The 19,158-nt window shown below is 54.6% G+C and carries 14 protein-coding genes and 3 pseudogenes; 13 read left to right on the top strand and 4 right to left on the bottom strand.

The features are described from left to right. Positions 1 to 2 precede the first annotated feature (2 nt). Entirely contained in the window at positions 3 to 947 is a 945-nt protein-coding gene (locus tag ACUTSW_RS18395; protein ID WP_197912318.1) for an ABC transporter ATP-binding protein, read from the top strand. Then, positions 940 to 2,055: an ABC transporter permease gene (locus ACUTSW_RS18400; protein WP_445585040.1), complete on the top strand. Its 1,116-nt coding sequence runs from the start codon at positions 940 to 942 to the stop codon at positions 2,053 to 2,055. The genes ACUTSW_RS18395 and ACUTSW_RS18400 overlap by 8 nt, the downstream gene beginning before the upstream one ends. A gap of 42 nt (positions 2,056 to 2,097) precedes the next feature. Here the strand turns inward: ACUTSW_RS18400 and ACUTSW_RS18405 are convergent, their stop codons facing one another. Next, positions 2,098 to 3,195, bottom strand: coding sequence for an alpha/beta hydrolase family protein (locus ACUTSW_RS18405; protein ID WP_445585041.1), 1,098 nt, complete (start codon positions 3,193 to 3,195; stop codon positions 2,098 to 2,100). Positions 3,196 to 3,948: 753 nt separating this feature from the next. Further along, positions 3,949 to 4,029, bottom strand: a pseudogene (locus ACUTSW_RS18410) (integrase); the annotation flags it as partial. Positions 4,030 to 4,078: 49 nt separating this feature from the next. Here ACUTSW_RS18410 and ACUTSW_RS18415 point away from each other — a divergent pair. From ACUTSW_RS18415 to ACUTSW_RS18440, 6 genes and pseudogenes are all read left to right on the top strand, one after another. Then, positions 4,079 to 4,281: pseudogene (locus ACUTSW_RS18415) on the top strand (sigma 54-interacting transcriptional regulator); the annotation flags it as partial. Between the two features lie 665 nt (positions 4,282 to 4,946). Further along, positions 4,947 to 6,557, top strand: a complete 1,611-nt coding sequence (locus ACUTSW_RS18420; protein WP_445585042.1) for a tryptophan halogenase family protein — start codon at positions 4,947 to 4,949, stop codon at positions 6,555 to 6,557. After that, a complete protein-coding gene (locus ACUTSW_RS18425; RefSeq protein ID WP_445585043.1) occupies positions 6,557 to 7,642 on the top strand; it encodes a monodechloroaminopyrrolnitrin synthase PrnB family protein in 1,086 nt (361 codons plus the stop codon). The genes ACUTSW_RS18420 and ACUTSW_RS18425 overlap by 1 nt, the downstream gene beginning before the upstream one ends. 44 nt (positions 7,643 to 7,686) lie before the next feature. Then, complete coding sequence (locus tag ACUTSW_RS18430) at positions 7,687 to 9,390, top strand: NAD(P)/FAD-dependent oxidoreductase (protein ID WP_445585044.1); 1,704 nt, start codon at positions 7,687 to 7,689, stop codon at positions 9,388 to 9,390. 21 nt (positions 9,391 to 9,411) lie between these two features. Beyond that, the gene (locus ACUTSW_RS18435) at positions 9,412 to 10,506 is read left to right on the top strand and encodes a Rieske 2Fe-2S domain-containing protein (RefSeq protein WP_445585045.1); all 1,095 of its coding nucleotides are present in this window, start codon (positions 9,412 to 9,414) and stop codon (positions 10,504 to 10,506) included. Positions 10,507 to 10,672: 166 nt separating this feature from the next. Then, positions 10,673 to 11,917 carry a cation:proton antiporter gene (locus tag ACUTSW_RS18440; RefSeq protein WP_445585046.1) on the top strand — a complete coding sequence of 415 codons (1,245 nt, stop codon included), beginning with the start codon at positions 10,673 to 10,675 and terminating at the stop codon, positions 11,915 to 11,917. A 46-nt stretch (positions 11,918 to 11,963) separates the two neighbouring features. Here the strand turns inward: ACUTSW_RS18440 and ACUTSW_RS18445 are convergent. Both ACUTSW_RS18445 and ACUTSW_RS18450 read right to left on the bottom strand, forming a co-directional pair. After that, positions 11,964 to 12,136, bottom strand: a pseudogene (locus ACUTSW_RS18445) (transposase); the annotation flags it as partial. A 110-nt stretch (positions 12,137 to 12,246) separates the two neighbouring features. Beyond that, on the bottom strand, positions 12,247 to 12,999 hold the full coding sequence (locus tag ACUTSW_RS18450) for an SDR family NAD(P)-dependent oxidoreductase (RefSeq protein ID WP_445585047.1): 753 nt from the start codon (positions 12,997 to 12,999) through the stop codon (positions 12,247 to 12,249). Positions 13,000 to 13,264: 265 nt separating this feature from the next. Here ACUTSW_RS18450 and ACUTSW_RS18455 point away from each other — a divergent pair, with 265 nt between their 5' ends. From ACUTSW_RS18455 to ACUTSW_RS18475, 5 genes are all read left to right on the top strand, one after another. Further along, the gene (locus ACUTSW_RS18455; RefSeq protein WP_445585048.1) at positions 13,265 to 13,459 is read left to right on the top strand and encodes a hypothetical protein; all 195 of its coding nucleotides are present in this window, start codon (positions 13,265 to 13,267) and stop codon (positions 13,457 to 13,459) included. A 954-nt stretch (positions 13,460 to 14,413) separates the two neighbouring features. Beyond that, a complete protein-coding gene (locus ACUTSW_RS18460; protein ID WP_103101367.1) occupies positions 14,414 to 15,340 on the top strand; it encodes a ParA family protein in 927 nt (308 codons plus the stop codon). Continuing rightward, a complete protein-coding gene (gene dnaB-PI / locus ACUTSW_RS18465; protein WP_260629207.1) occupies positions 15,337 to 16,692 on the top strand; it encodes an SPI-7-type island replicative DNA helicase in 1,356 nt (451 codons plus the stop codon). The genes ACUTSW_RS18460 and dnaB-PI overlap by 4 nt, the downstream gene beginning before the upstream one ends. Positions 16,693 to 16,694: 2 nt before the next feature. After that, positions 16,695 to 18,440 (top strand): ParB family protein, encoded by a 1,746-nt coding sequence (locus ACUTSW_RS18470; RefSeq protein WP_260629206.1) that lies wholly within the window; start codon positions 16,695 to 16,697, stop codon positions 18,438 to 18,440. Then, on the top strand, positions 18,440 to 19,156 hold the full coding sequence (locus ACUTSW_RS18475) for a DUF2786 domain-containing protein (protein ID WP_260629205.1): 717 nt from the start codon (positions 18,440 to 18,442) through the stop codon (positions 19,154 to 19,156). Before ACUTSW_RS18470 ends, ACUTSW_RS18475 begins: the two co-directional genes overlap by 1 nt. Positions 19,157 to 19,158 lie beyond the last annotated feature (2 nt).

The raw sequence follows: 19,158 nt of genomic DNA on the forward strand, positions 1-19,158 counted from the left end.
TTATGGAAAATAAAAGCAGTGAAAAAGTCATCGCCTTCGATGGGGTGCGTAAGCGCTACCGCAATCATGAGGCGCTTAAAGGGATTACTCTGGATATTTTTCGTGGCGAGTTTATCGGCCTGCTGGGCCCTAACGGCGCAGGTAAAACCACGCTGGTGGAGATCCTGGAAGGGTTAAAACAGCCGGACTCCGGTTCGGTAAAGGTGCTGGGAAAAAGCTGGGCGCAGGATGCGCAGTTTTTGCGTCAACGGTTGAGCGGGGTGCTGCAGGAGACCCTGTTTATCAACAAATTGCGGGTTGAGGAGACGGTGAATCTGTTCGGCAGCTTTTACGGTTGCCCGCGCCGCCGTACCGGCGAAGTGCTGGAATTGGTCGAGCTGTCGGCCAAGCGTCGCACCTTTGTGGAGGGGCTTTCCGGCGGCGAGCGTCAACGTCTGGCACTGGGGGTGGCGATTCTCAACGAACCCGAGATTATGATCCTCGATGAGCCGACTACGGGCCTGGATCCGCGCATCCGTCACGATACCTGGAATATTTTGCGTCGCCTCAACCAGGAGAATGGTTCAACCATGATGCTGACCACCCACTATATGGAGGAGGCTGAGTATCTCTGCGATCGCATCTGCATTATGAACCAGGGGGAGATCCTGACGCAGGGCACTATGACGCAATTGCTGAAAAAGCATTGCGACGGTGAAGTAATTGAATGTCGGGCCACCCGGCCCGAGCGCCTGGAGGCCATGAGGCAGCATCCTCAGGTGCTTGAATACGATTTCAACGAAAAGGACGGAAAAATCAGCATGCTTATTATGGATGCGAGCAGCTTTATCAGTCACTTGCTGGCATTTGCGCAAAACGCCGGCGTCGAAATAGCCGAACTGATCGTGCGGAAAAAAACGCTCGACGATCTGTTTATGTCGCTGGCTGGGAGGGGGTTCCATGAATAGCGCGCTGTTCAACCTGATGCTCACTCAATTCCGGCAATACATTCGTGAGCCGCAGATCCTTTTCTGGTCATTTGGGTTTCCACTGCTGCTGGTATGGCTGTTGGGCCTCTCTTTTTCCTCGCAGGACATACCGGAGCGGCGTATTGGCATTGTTATGCCGCAGGATCAGACGGCGGCGGCGCAGGTTCGCGAGTGGAGTGAGCAACTGGCCGGTACCGATCACCAGCTGCAAGGTATCGTCAATCTGCAAGAGGTGAAGCGCCAGCATCTGATTAAGGTGAAATACCTCGTCAGTTATTATCAGAACCGCGATGAGGTTATCTTGGCGCTGAAACGCGGCGACATTCAGATGTTTGTCGAGGTTATTCCGCAGCAGACGGGGCAGAAGCGGATTTACTATCTCGATCCGCAGGACAATGAAGCCATGCTCTCGTACTATTTGATGAATGAGAAGGAACAGGGCGAGCGGCAACCGACGGAGAAAAATCTTTCCGTTCTCGAAACTGCCGGCCTCCGTTACGTTGATTTCCTGGTGCCGGGGCTGCTGGCGATGGCGATCATGGAAACCTGCCTGATCGCCGTTGGCTGGGCGTTGGTGGAGAAGCGAATTACCCGCGTCACACGGCAGATGTGTATCACGCCGATGCGAAAATCCACCTTTCTGATGGCCCATATCGGCGCCTGTTTTCTGATCAACTTCATTGAGATTCTGATCATTAACCTGTTCGCGCGCGTTTATTTTGATGTGGAAATTCAGGGATCGTTCAGCGCGTTTCTGCTGCTGCTGTTCGCCGGTAATGTCTGTTTCTCTGGTATAGCGGTGCTTGCCTCGTCACGGGCGATGAAGGCGCAAACGGCAAATGGCCTGCTGGAAGTGACCATTCTGGTCCAGGTGCTGTTTTCCGGCATCTTCTTCAGCTACAAAAATTTCCCGCACTGGATGGTCAGCATTATTGAATACCTGCCGCTGACGATGCTGGCGGACGCCATGCGCAAAGTCTTTATCGAAGGCGGAGATATCAGGTTGATCATGCCGGCTACGCTGATGCTAATGGGATTTGGCGTATTTACCTTTGTTCTGGGGATGCGGATTTTCCGCTGGCACTAGATAAGGAAGAGGGCGGGGAGGAAGACTCCCCGCAGAGGTTTTTTACTGGCAATGACGGTGCTGCCACGCGAAATCCTGCTGATCTTGTAAAAAACCGGGATAGAAAATGGCACGTGGGAAAAATAAACCTTTGTACCAGGTCTCTATTAATGAGTCCTCGGTGCTTTTTTCCAGCATGGAGTGCGTCGCCTGCGGATAAAATTTGATATCCAGCTGGCCTGCTTTGCTTAAGCGCTTGCGGTATTCATTTTCGGTATTTTTAATATCGACGTTAATGTCTTTTCCGCCCAAGGCCAAAAAGACCGGCGAGTGAACCTGGCTAAGGTCTTGCGTAGCGTCCGAACGGTAATTTTTCATCACGAAGGTCCAGCGGTCGGCGGTGAAGTCGGCGGCATTCCCCTCTTTTTGTTGATATTGTTCGAAGCTGGCGTTGGCGTCGAGCAATGCCAGGACCTGATGCTCGCGCTTTAATTCCGCCGCTATCTCACTTTCCGAACGGCCTTTTTGCTTCATGCTGGCGATAGTATTATAGCGACCCTGCTCCAGCCAGTTAACGGCGGGCGAAACGGCGATCATGAAACAGATATCGGGATATCGCGTTGCGACTTTCGGCAATACCCATCCACCTTGGCTGGCACCCCAGAGTGCGATGCGCTGGCCGTCCAGCTGGGGCTGATGTTTTATCCAATCGATGGCGGAGATCACTTCGCTGGTGCGATCGTCCATGCTTTGTTGCAGCCAGTTGCCCGGCGCGCCGCCAACGCCAGGTTTATTCCAGGAAAGCGAACTGAAACCGGCTTTGGACAGCGCTTCCCAGATGGGGCGGTAAAAACCGCCGTGAGTGGCGTTAATATCTCCGTCGCCGTGAACAAATATCACTACGCCGGGTTTCTCGCCAGGGGGAAGATGGCGCGGCATCGCCAGGACGGCATCAAGATTATTCGGCTTGTGAGGGATCGTTACCGTACTTTCAACCAACTGATAATTATTCTGATAAAGAATAAATGCCAGAATGGAGGATGTGGCGGCAAGGGTGACAACTATTTTTCTTTTTAAAAGAAAACGCCTGATTAATTTCATTACGTATATTTTTAAAAATGTTATTTCTTGTACAATAATGAAACTGTTTTGGCAGGTCAAGCTTAAAGCTCTGTCACCGTAAAATGAGTGGTAAGCGGGATATCTTGATAACAGCGTTGAATTATTTTCCAGGAAAGTAATTCACTGCTTATGAGAAAGGTTAACGCGAAAGAATAACGGCGCAGCGGGCAGTCGGCAGGAATTCGGTTGGGTTAAATACGTCGAATGTTGGTTGTTATCCGGCGCAAATCGGGAAGCGTCTGACGATACCTAAGCCATTTTGCGGCAAAGAAAAATTTCAACATCACCCATTGGAAGGTTTGCATAAGGCGTTCATTGATCGCAGTGATTGATATTGGGTTCCGCGCCGTTATCGGCGTAGTACTTCAGCACTCGTTTATATAATGACGGCACAGGTTTTTGCGGGGGAATAATTAGCGGTAAATTAATTACATATCGTGGGCAGAGTTTGCCATTATCCAGCCAAGCCTCTTTTAAAACCCGTTCAATCTATGTGGAAAGGTTGACGAAAATGGCTGATCAGCTTGGGTATAATGTTGTAACCCGCACCCATGATAAATGTTGGCGATAATGTTCCCGACTCCCCTTTACCAAGCCTGTCGGCTATATCGGGCAGCGCATGCAAACTGTGCAGTGAATTTTTAACGTAAAATAACCCCTGTTCCTGTTCGCCGAAAGGCGTGAGTCGCATATTTCTTTTGTTACGAAAAAAAGAGTGTGTTCTCACTCTTTTTCCAACGACATTATTGTCTGCCTCAAAGGAGACTGCTCCATATTGTCAGCGCTCCCGTTTTAGTTCCACACACCTTTTGCGATTTCCGATTCTTCAGCCTTCAGCCGGTATTCTTCCGGTGTCAGGTTATTCAGGGATTCAGCATTGGCCCGCAGGGTGAGGCCTTCGGCCGAATAATCGAACAAAAGTGAAAAGGGGGCGTTTACCGGTGCCAGCACCCAGCATATGGGGCGTCTCGAGCTGGTGGACAAAGACACGCCGTTTTTGGGCGAGGTGGGGGAAATCTTGATCGAGTCGCCGCTACCCACCGCGACCTGCAGCAGAGGGTCGCCGACCGCGAATTCCGCAGCGATCTCTATTACCGGCTTAATGTCTTCCCGATACTCCTTCCGGCAGAAAACAATTTCCGAATGTTGTTGAGTATTTGTATGAAAACCAGACGGATAATTGTTTTTAGGCTGAATGTTTGATTGTGGAAAAGATATTATTTTATGGATGTTTTTATACGTAAGTAACGAATGAGTTGGAGTTGATTATTCTTGTTGATTGGCAAGTTTATAATGCATCGCCTATAACTAACTGGGTGTTTAATTTATAATATAATGAGCATGCTATCAATTCCAAATGCATTAATATCAAATAGGTAATGAATTTATTTAAAGGATGAGGGTGAAGCGGTGCTGGCAGTGATTGAAAACGTCGAATATGACCTTTTTTGATAATGTGTGTTGCCTTTTTTAATTGTGATAATTCATTAAAAACAGTGTGTTATGAATATGTCATTTGGGGTGGGGTAGGGGTGCTATAAGTCTTTATTTTATTGTGGTGAGCAATGAGTTGATCTTGTTTTCCCTGCTTTATCCGTAATTCTAACCGGTTGAAAATAATATTTTTAACCGGTCTGTGGATAGTGAAAAATTAGGGTTTTGAGGGGGCGATTCGCGTGAGGATATATCGCTTAGTTAACTGAGAAACGGAATTTGCACTTTTTAGATTAGATTCTAGTCTGAATTAGAATCTAATTTAACATCTCCACTATCTCGTATGGGAGAGTGTCATGAGCAAACCGATCAAGAATATCGTCATCGTGGGCGGCGGCACTGCGGGCTGGATGTCCGCTTCGTACCTCGTCCGGGCGCTCCAGCAGCAGGCGAACATTACTCTCATCGAATCTGCGGCGATCCCCCGGATCGGCGTGGGCGAGGCGACCATCCCGAGTTTGCAGAAGGTGTTCTTCGACTTCCTCGGGATACCGGAGCAGGAGTGGATGCCCCAGGTGAACGGCGCGTTCAAGGCCGGCATCAAGTTCGTGAATTGGAGAAAGTCTCCCGGCCACTCGCGCAACGATTACTTCTACCATTTGTTCGGCAATGTGCCGAGCTGCGACGGCGTGCCGCTTACCCATTACTGGCTGCGCAAGCGCGAACAGGGCTTTCAGCAGTCGATGGCGTACGCTTGTTACCCGCAGCCCGGGGCGCTCGACGGCAATCTGGCACCGTGCCTGCATGACGGCACCCGTCAGATGTCCCACGCGTGGCACTTCGACGCGCACCTGGTGGCCGATTTCTTGCAGCGCTGGGCCGTCGATCGCGGGGTGAACCGCGTGGTCGACGAGGTCATGGACGTTAATCTGAACGACCACGGCTTCATCTCCAGCCTGATCACCAAGGAGGGGCGGAAGCTGGAGGCGGACCTGTTCATCGACTGCTCCGGCATGCGGGGGCTCTTGATCAATCAGGCCCTGAAAGAGCCCTTCATTGACATGTCCGACTACCTGCTGTGCGACAGCGCGGTCGCCAGCGCCGTACCCAACGACGACGCGCAAGTGGGGGTCGAACCCTACACCTCCGCGATCGCCATGAACTCGGGGTGGACCTGGAAGATTCCTATGCTGGGCCGGTTCGGCAGCGGCTACGTCTTCTCGAGCAAGTTCACCTCCCGCGACCAGGCTACCACCGATTTCCTCAACCTGTGGGGGCTCTCGGACAATCAGCCGCTCAACCAGATCAAGTTCCGGGTCGGGCGCAACAAGCGGGCGTGGGTCAACAACTGCGTCTCTATCGGGCTGTCGTCGTGCTTTTTGGAGCCCCTGGAATCGACGGGGATTTACTTCATCTACGCGGCGCTTTACCAACTCGTGAAGCACTTCCCCGACACCGCGTTCGACCCGCGGTTGGCCGACGCGTTCAACGCCGAGATCACCTACATGTTCGACGACTGCCGAGACTTTGTTCAGGCACACTATTTCACCTCGTCGCGCGAAGACACGCCGTTCTGGCTCGCGAACCGGCACGACCTGCGGCTCTCTGACTCCATCAAAGAGAAGGTTGAGCGCTACAAGGCGGGGCTGCCGCTGACTACCACGTCGTTCGACGATTCCACGTACTATGAGACCTTCGACTTCGAATTCAAGAACTTCTGGTTGAACGGGAATTACTACTGCATTTTTGCCGGCCTGGGCATGCTGCCCGACCGGTCGCTGCCGCTCTTGCAACTGCGACCGGAGTCGATCGAAAAGGCCGAGGCGATGTTCGCCCGCATCCAGCATGAGGCCGAGCGTCTGCGGGCGAGCCTGCCGACGAACTATGACTACCTGCGGTCGCTGCGCGAGGGCGGCGCGGGGCTGTCTCGACCCGGGCCGACGGCCGCGTCGCCGGAGAGCCTGTAGTGGAGCGCGCCCAGGACCGGGCATGTGTATTCGCGGCCACGCACGCTGCCGTGGCGGCCTGCGATCCGCTGCAGGCGCGCTCGCTCGTTCTGCAACTGCCGGGCCTGAACCGTAACAAGGACGTGCCCGGCATCGTCGGCCTGCTGCGCGAGTTCCTCCCGCTGCGCGGCGTGCCCTCCGGCTGGGGCTTCGTCGAAGCCGCCGCCGCGATGCGGGACATCGGTTTCTTCCTGGGGTCCCTCAAACGGCACGGACACGAGCCCGCGGACGTGGTGCCCGGGCTCGAGCCGGTGCTGCTCGACCTGGCGCGCATGACCGACCTGCCGCCGCGCGAGACGCTCCTGCATGTGACGGTCTGGAACCCCGCGGCGGCCGACGCGCAACGGAGCTACACCGGGCTCAGCGACGAAGCGCACCTGCTCGAGAGCGTGCGCATCTCGATGGCGGCCCTCGAAGCGGCCATCGCGGTGACCGTCGAGCTGCACGACGTGCCCCTGAGATCGCCCGCGTTCGCGCAAGGGTGCGACGAGCTGGCCGCCTATCTGCAAAAAATGGTCGAATCTATCGTCTACGCGTACCGCTTCATCTCGCCGCAGGTCTTCTACGATGAGCTCCGCCCCTTCTACGAACCGATTCGAGTCGGGGGCCAGAGTTACCTTGGCCCCGGTGCCGTAGAAATGCCCCTCTTCGTGCTGGATCACGTCCTGTGGGGCTCGCAATCGGACCACCAGGCTTATCGAGAATTCAAAGAGACGTACCTGCCCTATGTGCTTCCCGCGTACCGGGCGGTCTACGCTCGGTTCGCCGGGAGGCCGTCGCTCGTCGACCATGCGATCGGCGAGGCGCGAGCGGCCGGTGCGCAGGGCGAGCCTGTCCGGGTCGGGCTGGCGGCCCTCAACCGGATCTTTGTGGTCCTGCTGCGCTTCCGGGCACCCCATGTTCAATTGGCGGAGCGGGTGTACGAAGTCGGGCGAAGCGGCCCGGCAATCGGCAGTGGGGGGTACGCGCCCAGCATGCTCGGCGATCTGGCCACGCTCACACTTGCCGCGCGCTCCCGCATCCGCACTGCTCTCAACGAGTCCTGACACGCACGGCCATCTGTTCCATCTCATTAAGGAGATTTGCCCTCATGACTCAGAAGAGCCCCGCGCACGGGCGCGATAACAACCACTTCGACGTGATCATCCTCGGCTCGGGCATGTCCGGCACCCAGATGGGGGCTATCCTGGCCAAACAGCAGTTTCGCGTGCTGATCATTGAGGAGTCGTCGCACCCGCGGTTCACGATCGGCGAATCGTCGATTCCCGAGACGTCTCTGATGAACCGCATCATCGCCGATCGCTACGGCATTCCGGAGCTCGACCACATCACGTCGTTCTACTCGACGCAACGTTACGTCTCGTCGAGCACGGGCATCAAACGCAACTTCGGCTTCGTGTTCCACAAACCCGGCCAGGAGCACGACCCGAAGGAGTTCACGCAGTGCGTCATTCCCGAGCTGCCCTGGGGGCCGGAGAGCCATTATTACCGGCAAGACGTCGACGCCTACCTGTTGCAAGCCGCCATTAAATACGGTTGCACGGTCCGCCAGAAGACTAAAGTGACCGAATACCACGCCGATAAAGACGGCGTCGCGGTGACCACCGCCGAGGACGAACGGTTCACTGGCCGGTACATGATCGACTGCGGAGGACCCCGCGCGCCGCTCGCGACCAAGTTCAATCTCCGCGAAGAGCCGTGTCGCTTCAAGACGCACTCGCGCAGCCTCTACACGCACATGCTCGGGGTCAAGCCGTTCGACGACATCTTCAAGGTCAGGGGGCAGCGTTGGCGCTGGCACGAGGGGACCTTGCACCACATGTTCGAGGGCGGCTGGCTGTGGGTGATTCCGTTCAACAACCACCCGCGCTCGACCAACAATCTGGTGAGCGTCGGCCTGCAGCTCGACCCGCGTGTCTACCCGAAAACGGACATCTCCGCGCAGCAAGAGTTCGACGAGTTCCTCGCGCGGTTTCCGAGCATCGGGGCGCAGTTCCGGGACGCCATACCGGTGCGCGACTGGGTCAGGACCGATCGGCTGCAGTTCTCGTCGACCAGCTGCGTCGGAGATCGCTACTGCCTGATGCTGCACGCGAACGGGTTCATCGACCCGCTCTTCTCCCGGGGGCTCGAGAACACCGCGGTGACCATCCACGCGCTCGCGGCCCGCCTCATCAAGGCGCTGCGCGACGATGACTTCTCCCCTGAGCGCTTCGAGTACATCGAGCGCCTGCAGCAAAAGCTTTTGGACCACAACGACGACTTCGTCAGTTGCTGCTACACGGCGTTCTCGGACTTCCGCCTGTGGGACGCGTTCCACAGGCTGTGGGCAGTCGGCACGATCCTCGGGCAGTTCCGGCTTGTGCAAGCCCACGCGAGGTTCCGCGCGTCGCGCGACGAGGGCGACCTCGATCACCTCGACAACGATCCCCCGTACCTCGGGTACCTGTGTGCGGACATGGAGGGGTACTACCAGTTGTTCAACGACGCCAAAGCCGAGATCGAGGCCGTGAGCGCAGGGCGCAAGCCGACCGCGGAGGCCGCGGCGCGGATCCACGCCCTCATCGACGAACGAGACTTCGCCAAGCAGATGTTCGGCTTCGGGTACTGCATCACCGGGGACAAGCCGCAGCTCAACAACTCGAAGTACAGCCTGCTGCCGGCGATGAAGCTGATGCACTGGACACAAACCAGCGCGCCGGCGGAGGTGAAAAAGTACTTCGACTACAACCCGATGTTCGCGCTGCTCAAGGCGTACATCACGACCCGCATCAGCCTGACTCGGAAGAAGTAGCCGGCCATCGAGGACACAAAAATGATGAACGACATTCAATTGGTTCAAGTGAACGCCGAGGAGCATCCGTCGAGGGCGTACGATGCGACTACGAGCGTGGCCGCGAGCTGGTACGTCGCGATGCGCTCGGATGACCTCAAGGACAAACCGACGGCGTTGACGCTCTTCGGCCGTCCTTGCGTGGCGTGGCGCGGAGCGACGGGGCAGGCGGTGGTGATGGACCGCCACTGCTCGCACCTTGGCGCGAACCTGGCCGACGGGCAGGTCAAGGACGGGTGCATCCAGTGCCCGTTTCATCACTGGCGGTACGACGAGCAGGGCCAGTGCGTTCACATCCCCGGTCACAACCAGACGGTGCGCCGGCTGGAGCCCGTGCCGCGATCGGTGCGCCAGCCGACGTTGGTCACCGTCGAGCGATACGGCTACGTGTGGGTCTGGTACGGTTCCCCGGAGCCGCTGCACCCGCTGCCCGAAATCGCCGCAGCCGATGTCGACAACGGCGACTTTATGCACCTGCACTTCGCGTTCGAGACGACGACGGCGGTCTTGCGGATCGTAGAGAACTTCTACGATGCGCAACACGCGTCTCCCGTGCACGAGCTCCCGATCTCGGCCTTCGAGCTCAAGCTCTTCGACGATTGGCGCCGGTGGCCGGAGGTTGAGTCTCTGGCCCAGGCGGGCGCGTGGTTCGGTGCCGGGATCGACTTCACCGTGGACCGGTATTTCGGGGCCTCCGGCATGTTGGCCCGCGTACTCGGCCTGAACATGTCGCAGATGAACCTGCACTTCGATGGCTACCCCGGCGGGTGCGTCATGACCGTCTCCCTGGACGGAGACTTCAAATACAAACTGCTCCAGTGTGTGACGCCGGTGAGCGACGGCAAGAACGTCATGCACATGCTCATCTCGATCAAGAAAGTGGGTGGCGTTCTGCGCCGCGCGACCGACTACGTGCTGTTCGGGCTGCAGACCCGGCAGGCAGCGAAGTACGACGTCAAAATCTGGAACGGGATGAAGCCGGACGGCGGCGGCGCGTACAGCAAGTACGATAAGCTCGTGCTCAAGTACCGTGCGTTCTACCGGGGCTGGGCCGACCGCGTTGCGAGTGAGCGGTGATGCGTGAGTCGGCGGCCCTCACCGAGCCGGTCCCGGGCACGTCGTTCCGCCAGGCGCTCGCGAACCTGGCGAGCGGCGTCACTGTCATCATGGCGTATGGCGCGGCGGGCCCGCTCGGGCTCGCGGCCACCAGATTGGTGTCGGTATCGCGCTTTCCGAGGTATTCATGACTGTCTGGCTGTTGCAACTCGTGCTGGTGATTGCGCTCTGCAATGTCTGTGGCCGCATTGCCGAACGGCTCGGCCAGTGCGCGGTCGTCGGTGAGATCGCGGCCGGTTTGCTGTTGGGGCCTTCGCTGTTCGGCGCGATCGCACCGGATTTCTACGACGCATTGTTCGGCCCCCGAACGCTGTCGGCGATGGGGCAAGTCGGTGAAGTCGGCCTGATACTGCTGATGTTTCAGGTGGGTCTGCATATGGAGTTGGGCGAGACGCTGCGTGGCAAGCGCTGGCGCATGCCTGTCGCGATCGCCGCGGGCGGGCTCGTCTTACCGGCCGCGATCGGCATGATCGTCGCCACTGTCTCGAAAGACATGCTCGCCGGCGACGCGCCGGCGCTGCCTTATATACTCTTCTGCGGTGTCGCGCTTGCGATATCGGCGGTACCGGTGATGGCGCGCATCGTCGACGACCTGGCGCTCAACGCCATGGTGGGCGCACGGCACGCAATGTCTGCCGCGATGCTGACGGATGCGCTCGGATGGATGCTGCTTGCCGCTATTGCTTCGCTATCGAGCGGGCCTGGTTGGGCATTTGCGCGCATGCTCGTCAGCCTGCTCGCGTATCTGGTGCTGTGCGCGCTCCTGGTGCGCTTCGTGGTTCGACCGACGCTTATGCGGCTCGCATCGACTGCGCATGCGGCGCGCGACCGCTTGGCCGTGTTGTTATGTTTCGTCATGGCGTCGGCACTGGCGACGTCGCTGATCGGGTTTCATAGCGCATTTGGCGCACTTGCGGCGGCGCTGTTCGTGCGGCGGGTGCCCGGCATCGCGAATGAGTGGCGGGATAACGTCGAAGGTTTTGTCAGGCTTGTGCTGATGCCGGTGTTTTTCGCGTATGCGGGGCTGCATGCGTCGGTCGGCACGATCGACGACGCGGCTTCATGGATGTGGTTCGGTGTATTCTTCGCGGGCGGATTCATCGGCAAGTTCGGCGGCAGTTATCTGGGCGCGCGTGCCACCGGGCTTGCGCCACGCGATGCGATGCTGGTGGGTTCGCTGATGAATACGCGCGGCTTGATGGAGCTCATTGTCCTGTCAATCGGTCTGCAGATGCAGATCCTTCCGCCAAAGGTCTACACGATCCTCGTGGTGTTCGCGCTGGTGACCACGGCGCTGACTGTACCGCTGGTTCGATTCACGCTGCGCGTGCAATCGCGCGCGACGTCAGCAATCCAGGGCACGGAAAAGTGACGCGCATCAGGTAGGTTGCGCCAATTGAAAATAGCTCCTCTGGCGGATCGCTACGCATACGCGCCAGAGCTATTATCCGCAGGGCATTATTTGCTTCACGTGAGCCACCACGTTTAATCGGTGCCCAGAAGAGGCTGGTAAGGGATTCACGCCACAGAGTGATGCCAGCGCCGCTTCACTTTTCAACCGTTCGGGGTTATCACCAGTGATCGAGAAAAGGACGCCTGTTCGCCAACACAGGTATCCTTTTTTAAGAGAAACTTGGTTATTAATATAGAGTGTACAAGTTCGAAAACACTGTGATATCAACTTGCCAGTTCTTTTGGGGATTAACCTACAGAATAACCACCGTCAACCGTGATAATTTGGCCAATGATAGAACGGGCATTATCCGAAGCCAGGAAAAGTGCCGTTGCAGCAATCTCCTCGGTTGTAACAATACGACCTGTAGGCATTTTACTGAGAAATTTTTCCTTCGCTATCGGATCGTTACCCACAAACCGGTCAAACATTGCTGTTGCTACTGGCCCGGGCGCAATGGCGTTAACCCGCACCCCGTCAGCGGCAACTTCAAGTGCGGCGGAGCGCGTTAATCCGTTTACTGCATGTTTACTTGCTGAATAGACGCTGCCGCCAGGAATACCGACTTGCCCAGCTTGCGATGAGAAATTAATCAAGCTGCCTGACCCCTGTTTGCTCATAACCGGCAGAACATGCTTCATCACCAGTTGGGTTCCCAGCACATTGGTATCAAATACATGGCGGAAGTCTTCGACTGTGGTTTTGTCATGCGAAATAGGCTGCCCCTCTGTACCTGCAACATTAAGCAAGACATCGATTTTCCCAAAGACTTGTTGCGTGTACTTAATTAATTCGGAAACCTGATTTTCAAATACGATATCGGCTAAAAAGAAGTGAGTATCAGGATTGATTTGACGTAGTTCGGTTTCTAATTCCCTACCTCTTTTTTCATTACGTCCTGAAATTATTACATTATACCCCATTTGACTGAACTTGCGGGCACATTCTTCTCCAATGCCGCTAAGCGCACCAGTAATTATGACGGTTTTTTTCTTAGACATCCTGAATCTCCATGGACTGTAAAATACCTACCCCAGTATAGATTGGGATTCAGGAAACGGAAATAAAACATCCTGTTTTTAGTTGCGTTGTAGTTATAATGAGACGCGGTTTTAATACGTAAAACAATAATGAAAGGTATTGTTACATTATATTCATAAAACGAGAGGGTTTTTAGGTTGCAGAAATATGTTACTTATAGAGTGAAAATGAAGGATTATGCTTTCGCTTTACAGTGAAAGCCTTAAAGTCCATGGGAGGACTTCCATGACCAAGATAGAGAGTAGACAGTTTTCACCTTTGGATGAGAAGAGCTCACCAACCATTGAGTATTATTTAGACAACCCCGTAATACCTGCCTGCGCCGGGATAAGCCTTGTTAAAGATCTCAATCACCGCTTTGTTGCATCTAACCAGATTTTTTCAAATGGTTATCGTGAGTTTTTGGGTTTTTCCCTATGACTTCTCATAGGATCTTAAATCCTTCCTTTTGACACATTAACAAAATTAATATTATTCTACTCCAACGCGTTGCTAATTAAAAAACTATAAGTAATTATCATAATACCTTGTAATATTATTGTGGCCGGATTTATTTAAATAACGGACAGGGCATTGAAAATATGTAACGCCAGGGAAGTTTTCAACACTTAGCTTTAGAATGATTATAATGCATAAGGTAATCTATTCTCCAAGGAAAAATAAAACGAATCGATGGCAATAAATAGAGTGTTAATATCTGTACAGATATATATATTCGAATTTTTGATATCGGTGCTGAAAATCCATATGTTCGAAGTCTGTACCATATATACTTTCTTATTGCTTGGATTAACGCCTTTTCTACGTAATAAGATAATGTGACGTAATGGTAAGTTTACCATCCCTATAAAAATTTAAAAAAGATATAGCGCTGATATTTTTTAGTGGGCTACTGCTTCAACTCACTTTCCATGGGATCTTTTTACCAGACGCAAGCAGCATGTATGACAGCCTAACGGAAACTTTTTCTGTTGCCGTACTGTATTGACCTGGGCAGCATAGCGCCGGTCATGATTCAACGGAGTGCTGCTAATGCCGATAGCAGGGGTGATGATATCGCTGGAGGCGGCGTGACATGCTGAGGCCATCAAATGGGACCCGGATATGCCGGCAAAGCCAGCGGCAATGACTTCAGGCTCACGAGGCCCTGCTGGCTACTATGCTTCAGCCTTGGCCCGCAGGAAGAGTCCATACTCCAGAAAGCAAAAAACCCGCCATAGGCGGGTTCTTCTAAATATGGTGCCCGGACTCGGAATCGAACCAAGGACACGGGGATTTTCAATCCTCTCTTCGCTAGCAAGTTGAATTATCGCAGTGGGAAATTAGTTTCTGCATCGAATTTGTACTCATCGAATACTTTATTCGAGTGTACTCATGGAAAATATCGTCACAAAAGCCACTACTGCTTCTCTCAGTACTAAGCCACAAATCGTGCCTATGGTTTCAACTAAAGGCGGAGAAGGTAAATCCACTCAAAGTGCTAACCTTGCTGGCTTCCTCGCCGATGCAGGTAAAAAGATCCTCCTCATCGACGGCGACCACTCCCAACCCACCGCAAGCAGCATTTTCTCCCTGGAATATGAAGCACCCAATGGTTTGTACGAACTGTTGATGAAGACGGTCGACCTCAACCATTCTGAGCAAATTATCTCCCGTTCTGTTATCCGAAATCTGGACATCATTGTTTCCAACGATCCCCACGACCGTTTATCTTCTGCCATGCTGCATGCCCCTGATGGGCGTATGCGCCTGCGGAATGTCCTGCAACACCCTTTGTTCAACGAGTACGATGCCATCATCATTGACTCCAAAGGCGCGGCGTCTGTGATGCTCGAACTTATTCTGGTGGCCAGCACGGAATTCGCTGTTGGGGTTATCAAGCCTATACTGCCGGACACCCGTGAGTTTCTGCGTGGCACATTGGGGTTGATGGAAGGATTATTGCCGTTGACCTGCTACGGCATCGCGTTACCCCGTATCCGTATCCTGACCAACTGCATGGAGTACACCAATCTGGATTGGCAGACTCTGGAAAGTTTGCGCAGCATCATCACAAATGGCCAATATCTGCGTGCAGATGCCTTCGATGTTTCCCTTCTCGATACGATTATCCCCAAGCTGGAAATTTACAAAATGGGGCATGCCTCCGGTCAACCCGTTCATCGTCTCGAAAAAACAACGGCTCGAACGTCTACACCGGCAGCCGCTGACACCATGCATATGCTGGCCTATGAGCTGTTCCCTCAGTGGCAATCAAACTTTGATGCGCTACTGGCAGGGAAATCGGAGGTGCAGCCATGAACCAGACAACATCCAATGTCCCTTATTCTTCCGATGCTGAGCAGGCCGTTCTCGGCGGTTTGATGCTGGATAATGAGCGGTGGGATGATGTTCTCCCATTGGTTGGAGAGCGTGATTTTCATCTGGCGGTACATCGCCGAATTTTCCAGGCCATGGCTCGCCTGATGGCTGTTCAGCAGCCGATTGATCTGATTACGCTCCATGAATCACTGGAACAAAATGGTGAACTCGAGCAAGTGGGCGGTTTTGCCTATTTGGCTGAATTGTCTAAAAACACGCCGAGTGCAGCCAATATCGTCGCCTATGCGGAAATTGTGGCCGAACGCAGTCGTCTGCGTAGCCTGTTGCAACTCGGTCGTGAATTAAGTGCGGATGCCGCTAATCCCCGCGCAGAGTCTGCGGCCCTGACCGAACGTGCCGAACAGCAATTGTTCCAGCTCTCTGAGCAAACTCAGTCAGAGCAGAATGTCAGCCTGACGGATGGGTTGAATGCCGTCGTTACTTATCTTGAGACTGCGAATGGCGGCAATGGTATCACCGGCACCCCGACCGGTTTCTCACGGCTTGATGAGATGACGTGTGGTTTACAGCCTGGTGATTTGATTTTGATTGCCGCACGGCCGTCGATGGGGAAAACCGCCTTTGCGTTGAGCGCCTACACCGGCGCGCTTCGTGGCACGGAGAAACCTGCATTCTTTTTCAGCCTGGAAATGCCGCGCGAGCAGTTGCTTCAACGCCTTATCGCTGTAGATGGACGTGTTGAACTTTCGCGTCTGCGTAGTGGCAAGTTGGATGATGAAGATTGGGCCCGAATTTCCAACGCGATGGAGCGGTTGTTGCCATTGGAAAACCGCCTGATTATTGACGATGAGTCATTTTTGACACCCGCTCTGTTGCGTTCTAGGGCACGGCGCTACACCCGGTTGTACGGGAAGCCTGGCTTAATCATGGTCGATTACCTGCAGCTGATGCGCTGCCCAGGGCAGGAAAATCGCACTCAGGAAATTGCGGAAATCTCCCGCAGCCTGAAAGCGTTGGCCAAAGAACTTGATTGTCCCGTCGTGGCTCTATCTCAGTTGAACCGTCAGTTGGAAAGCCGTGCTGACAAACGGCCCTTTAATGGTGATCTGCGTGACTCCGGTGCACTGGAGCAGGATGCTGATGTGATCGCGTTCATCTACCGTGATGAGGTTTATTACGCTGATTCTGATGATGCCGGTACCGCAGAAATTATCATTGGTAAACAGCGGCAGGGGGCAACGGGTACCGTTCGCGTCAAGTTTGAAGGGCAATTCACCGCGTTCAGCGACTTCCGCGACGGTCAGTATGACCAATACTCGGGGAGGGCGTAAACATGGCGCGTCCTAAAACCAAGATCCTCGATCTGAACAGTGCTTTGCTCCAGCAGGGTAAGATTGCAGCAGGCACACAGCCGTTAGCCCCCGTGGTGGCGGAGACCCCCGTCAGTGAAATGCCATTGGTGCTGACACTGGATGAGGTGAACCCGAACCCGGATAACCCACGAACCTCGCGTAACCCGAAATATGAGGAAATAAAGTCGTCAATCCGAGCCCGCGGTCTGGATACGGTACCAAAGGTGACTCGTGATCCGGAACGTCCAGAGCTGGGGTACTTTTTCAGCGATGGGGGCAATACGCGTTATGCCATTCTTTCCGAGCTCTGGCAGGAGACGGGGGAAGAACGATTTTACCGCTTCTCTTGTGTGTTCAAGCCCTGGCCAGGGCGATTATCTTGCGTGATAGGTCACCTTGCCGAGAATGAGGTTCGCGGTGACCTGAGCTTCATTGAAAAAGCCTTTGGCATTCGCCAGGCCCGAGAATTATATGAAGCACAGTTGGGTAAGCCTGTCTCATTACGAGAGCTATCAACGCTCCTTACCGCAGAAGGTTACCCCGTCCATAATTCCAGTATCAGTCGGATGGAAGATGCGGTGCAGTATCTGTATCCCTATATGCCTCATTTGTTGGAGACTGGCTTGGGGCGTCCGCAAATTCTGCAATTACTGGCAATGCGGTCTCATGCCGAAACCACATGGCAGAAGCACTGTATTACCCAAGACTCGGATCAGCCATTTGATACCGTTTTCGGTGATGTGTGCCGTCATTTTGATTCGCCTGAGGTCTATTCGCTTGATATGTTTCGCGATGAGTTGATTGGGGCACTTATCAACGCGTTGCCGCACCCGTTGCTCAATTATGATCGCTGGCTACTTGAGCTCGATCCGAAAGAGCAAAACCGGCGCAAGCACCTCGGTGAACCGACATCAACGCCTGAGTTGCCAGATAAGGCGAGTACCGTCGTGCTGGCGCCTGAGCTACAGCAGGAAGAAAACGGTGGTTTACCCTCAACGGAATCTGAAGTGCCGGGTGGTGGCTCTTCTTTGGTGCTGGACAGCGCTTTGCTTGAGTCGGCCGGTGATTCTGATAATGAATCACAGGGTGTTCAGGTCGAGGAAATTCCCTCAACCCAAACTGAACCGCGTGTTGAGACTCAACCTGATTTATACGGTGCTCCTTCGGTGTTATCAGGTGACGTTGAAACGCTTTTAGACGGTGAGAATACCAGCGTCAATGAACCCCTCCTGCCTGGCTCTCATGAGTCGACCGCCCCTCACAACAATATCGAGACACAGCCAAAACAAGCTGTAGCCCCTGTGGTAGAGGTGCCTTTTGCGGAGGTGGGACTTGAGCCGGTCTCCTCCATTTGGGCTATTTCTGCCCTGCAGGACGATATTGAGCACCTGCAGGTGATCACCTTCCGGTTGGCATTTGAACTGGCCGAAGTGGCGGGCTGCGAAGCTGAAATCAAAGCCGATAGAGCCGATTTGCGGGCTGCCGGCTACGCATTGACTGCCGAACGCCCATCTCGCTTTACCGCGTTACTCCTGACCCTTGCCGGCAACAACCCGGACGGTGCCTCATCCAGCTCTCTCAATGAAGCCCTCATCGGGTCGGAAAATGCTGCTGACTGGCCGCTGCTTGACGATATTCATGCCGTGAAATTGATGCGCCTTATTCGTGTTTTGCGTCGTCTACGTGAACTGCAGCGTGACTTACCCGCGTCAGAGGAGACAACTTGATGAGCCATTCACAACGACAAACGCGCCTGGTGAAACTAGTGCGCAAACTCCTCGAGCTGGCCCGTAGCAACAGTAATGCGCATGAGGCTGGGCTGGCATTAGCCCGGGCGCAAAAGCTGATGGCGAAATACGGTATCAGCGAGCTGGAAGCAAATCTGTCCTCTATCCAGACAGCGCCGAGCCAGGGGGCGCCGTCGGAGGCGCAGAAATTACCGGAATGGATGATCAGTTTGGTCTGGGCCGTCAGTCGAGTCTTTGGCTGCCGACCATATTTTTCTTGGCGAGATACCCCTTCCGGTCAGCGTCGTAACGTGACGTTCTACGGCTTCAGTGAGCGGCCGGCCGTTGCTGCCTATGCGTTTGATGTGCTGAGCCGGCAACTGAAAGAGAGTACTGCAGACTACCTGAAAACCCAGAATAGCCGCCTGAAACTGAGCACGCGCCGTGCACGCGCCGAGCAGTTTCGGGCCGGTTGGGTGCGTGGTGTACAGCGGGTCATTTCCAGTTTCCCGGTACCAGACAACGAGCAGCAATTGATGACGACCTGGATTGCTAATCAGGACATGGTGGATGCCAAGACACGTGCGTTGAAAGGATGCCGTGGTGGTGATCTTGCCCGCAGCCAGGGGTTTAAAGCAGGGCAGAACGCCAGGTTGCACCAGGGAGTTCAGGGTGATGGGCCAGTGGCAATCGCACATAGCATTGGGGGGGAATAGGA

The sequence above is a fragment of the Serratia sp. TSA_198.1 genome, assembly GCF_052686505.1.

Excerpts from the sequence above, each read along its gene's own strand:
- ACUTSW_RS18395 (WP_197912318.1), top strand. The coding sequence starts at position 3 with ATGGAAAATAAAAGCAGTGAAAAAGTCATCGCCTTCGATGGGGTGCGT.
- ACUTSW_RS18450 (WP_445585047.1), bottom strand. The coding sequence starts at position 12,999 with ATGTCTAAGAAAAAAACCGTCATAATTACTGGTGCGCTTAGCGGCATT.
- ACUTSW_RS18440 (WP_445585046.1), top strand. The coding sequence starts at position 10,673 with ATGACTGTCTGGCTGTTGCAACTCGTGCTGGTGATTGCGCTCTGCAAT.
- ACUTSW_RS18475 (WP_260629205.1), top strand. The coding sequence starts at position 18,440 with ATGAGCCATTCACAACGACAAACGCGCCTGGTGAAACTAGTGCGCAAA.
- dnaB-PI (WP_260629207.1), top strand. The coding sequence starts at position 15,337 with ATGAACCAGACAACATCCAATGTCCCTTATTCTTCCGATGCTGAGCAG.
- ACUTSW_RS18460 (WP_103101367.1), top strand. The coding sequence starts at position 14,414 with ATGGAAAATATCGTCACAAAAGCCACTACTGCTTCTCTCAGTACTAAG.
- ACUTSW_RS18430 (WP_445585044.1), top strand. The coding sequence starts at position 7,687 with ATGACTCAGAAGAGCCCCGCGCACGGGCGCGATAACAACCACTTCGAC.
- ACUTSW_RS18400 (WP_445585040.1), top strand. The coding sequence starts at position 940 with ATGAATAGCGCGCTGTTCAACCTGATGCTCACTCAATTCCGGCAATAC.
- ACUTSW_RS18455 (WP_445585048.1), top strand. The coding sequence starts at position 13,265 with ATGACCAAGATAGAGAGTAGACAGTTTTCACCTTTGGATGAGAAGAGC.
- ACUTSW_RS18420 (WP_445585042.1), top strand. The coding sequence starts at position 4,947 with ATGAGCAAACCGATCAAGAATATCGTCATCGTGGGCGGCGGCACTGCG.
- ACUTSW_RS18435 (WP_445585045.1), top strand. The coding sequence starts at position 9,412 with ATGATGAACGACATTCAATTGGTTCAAGTGAACGCCGAGGAGCATCCG.
- ACUTSW_RS18470 (WP_260629206.1), top strand. The coding sequence starts at position 16,695 with ATGGCGCGTCCTAAAACCAAGATCCTCGATCTGAACAGTGCTTTGCTC.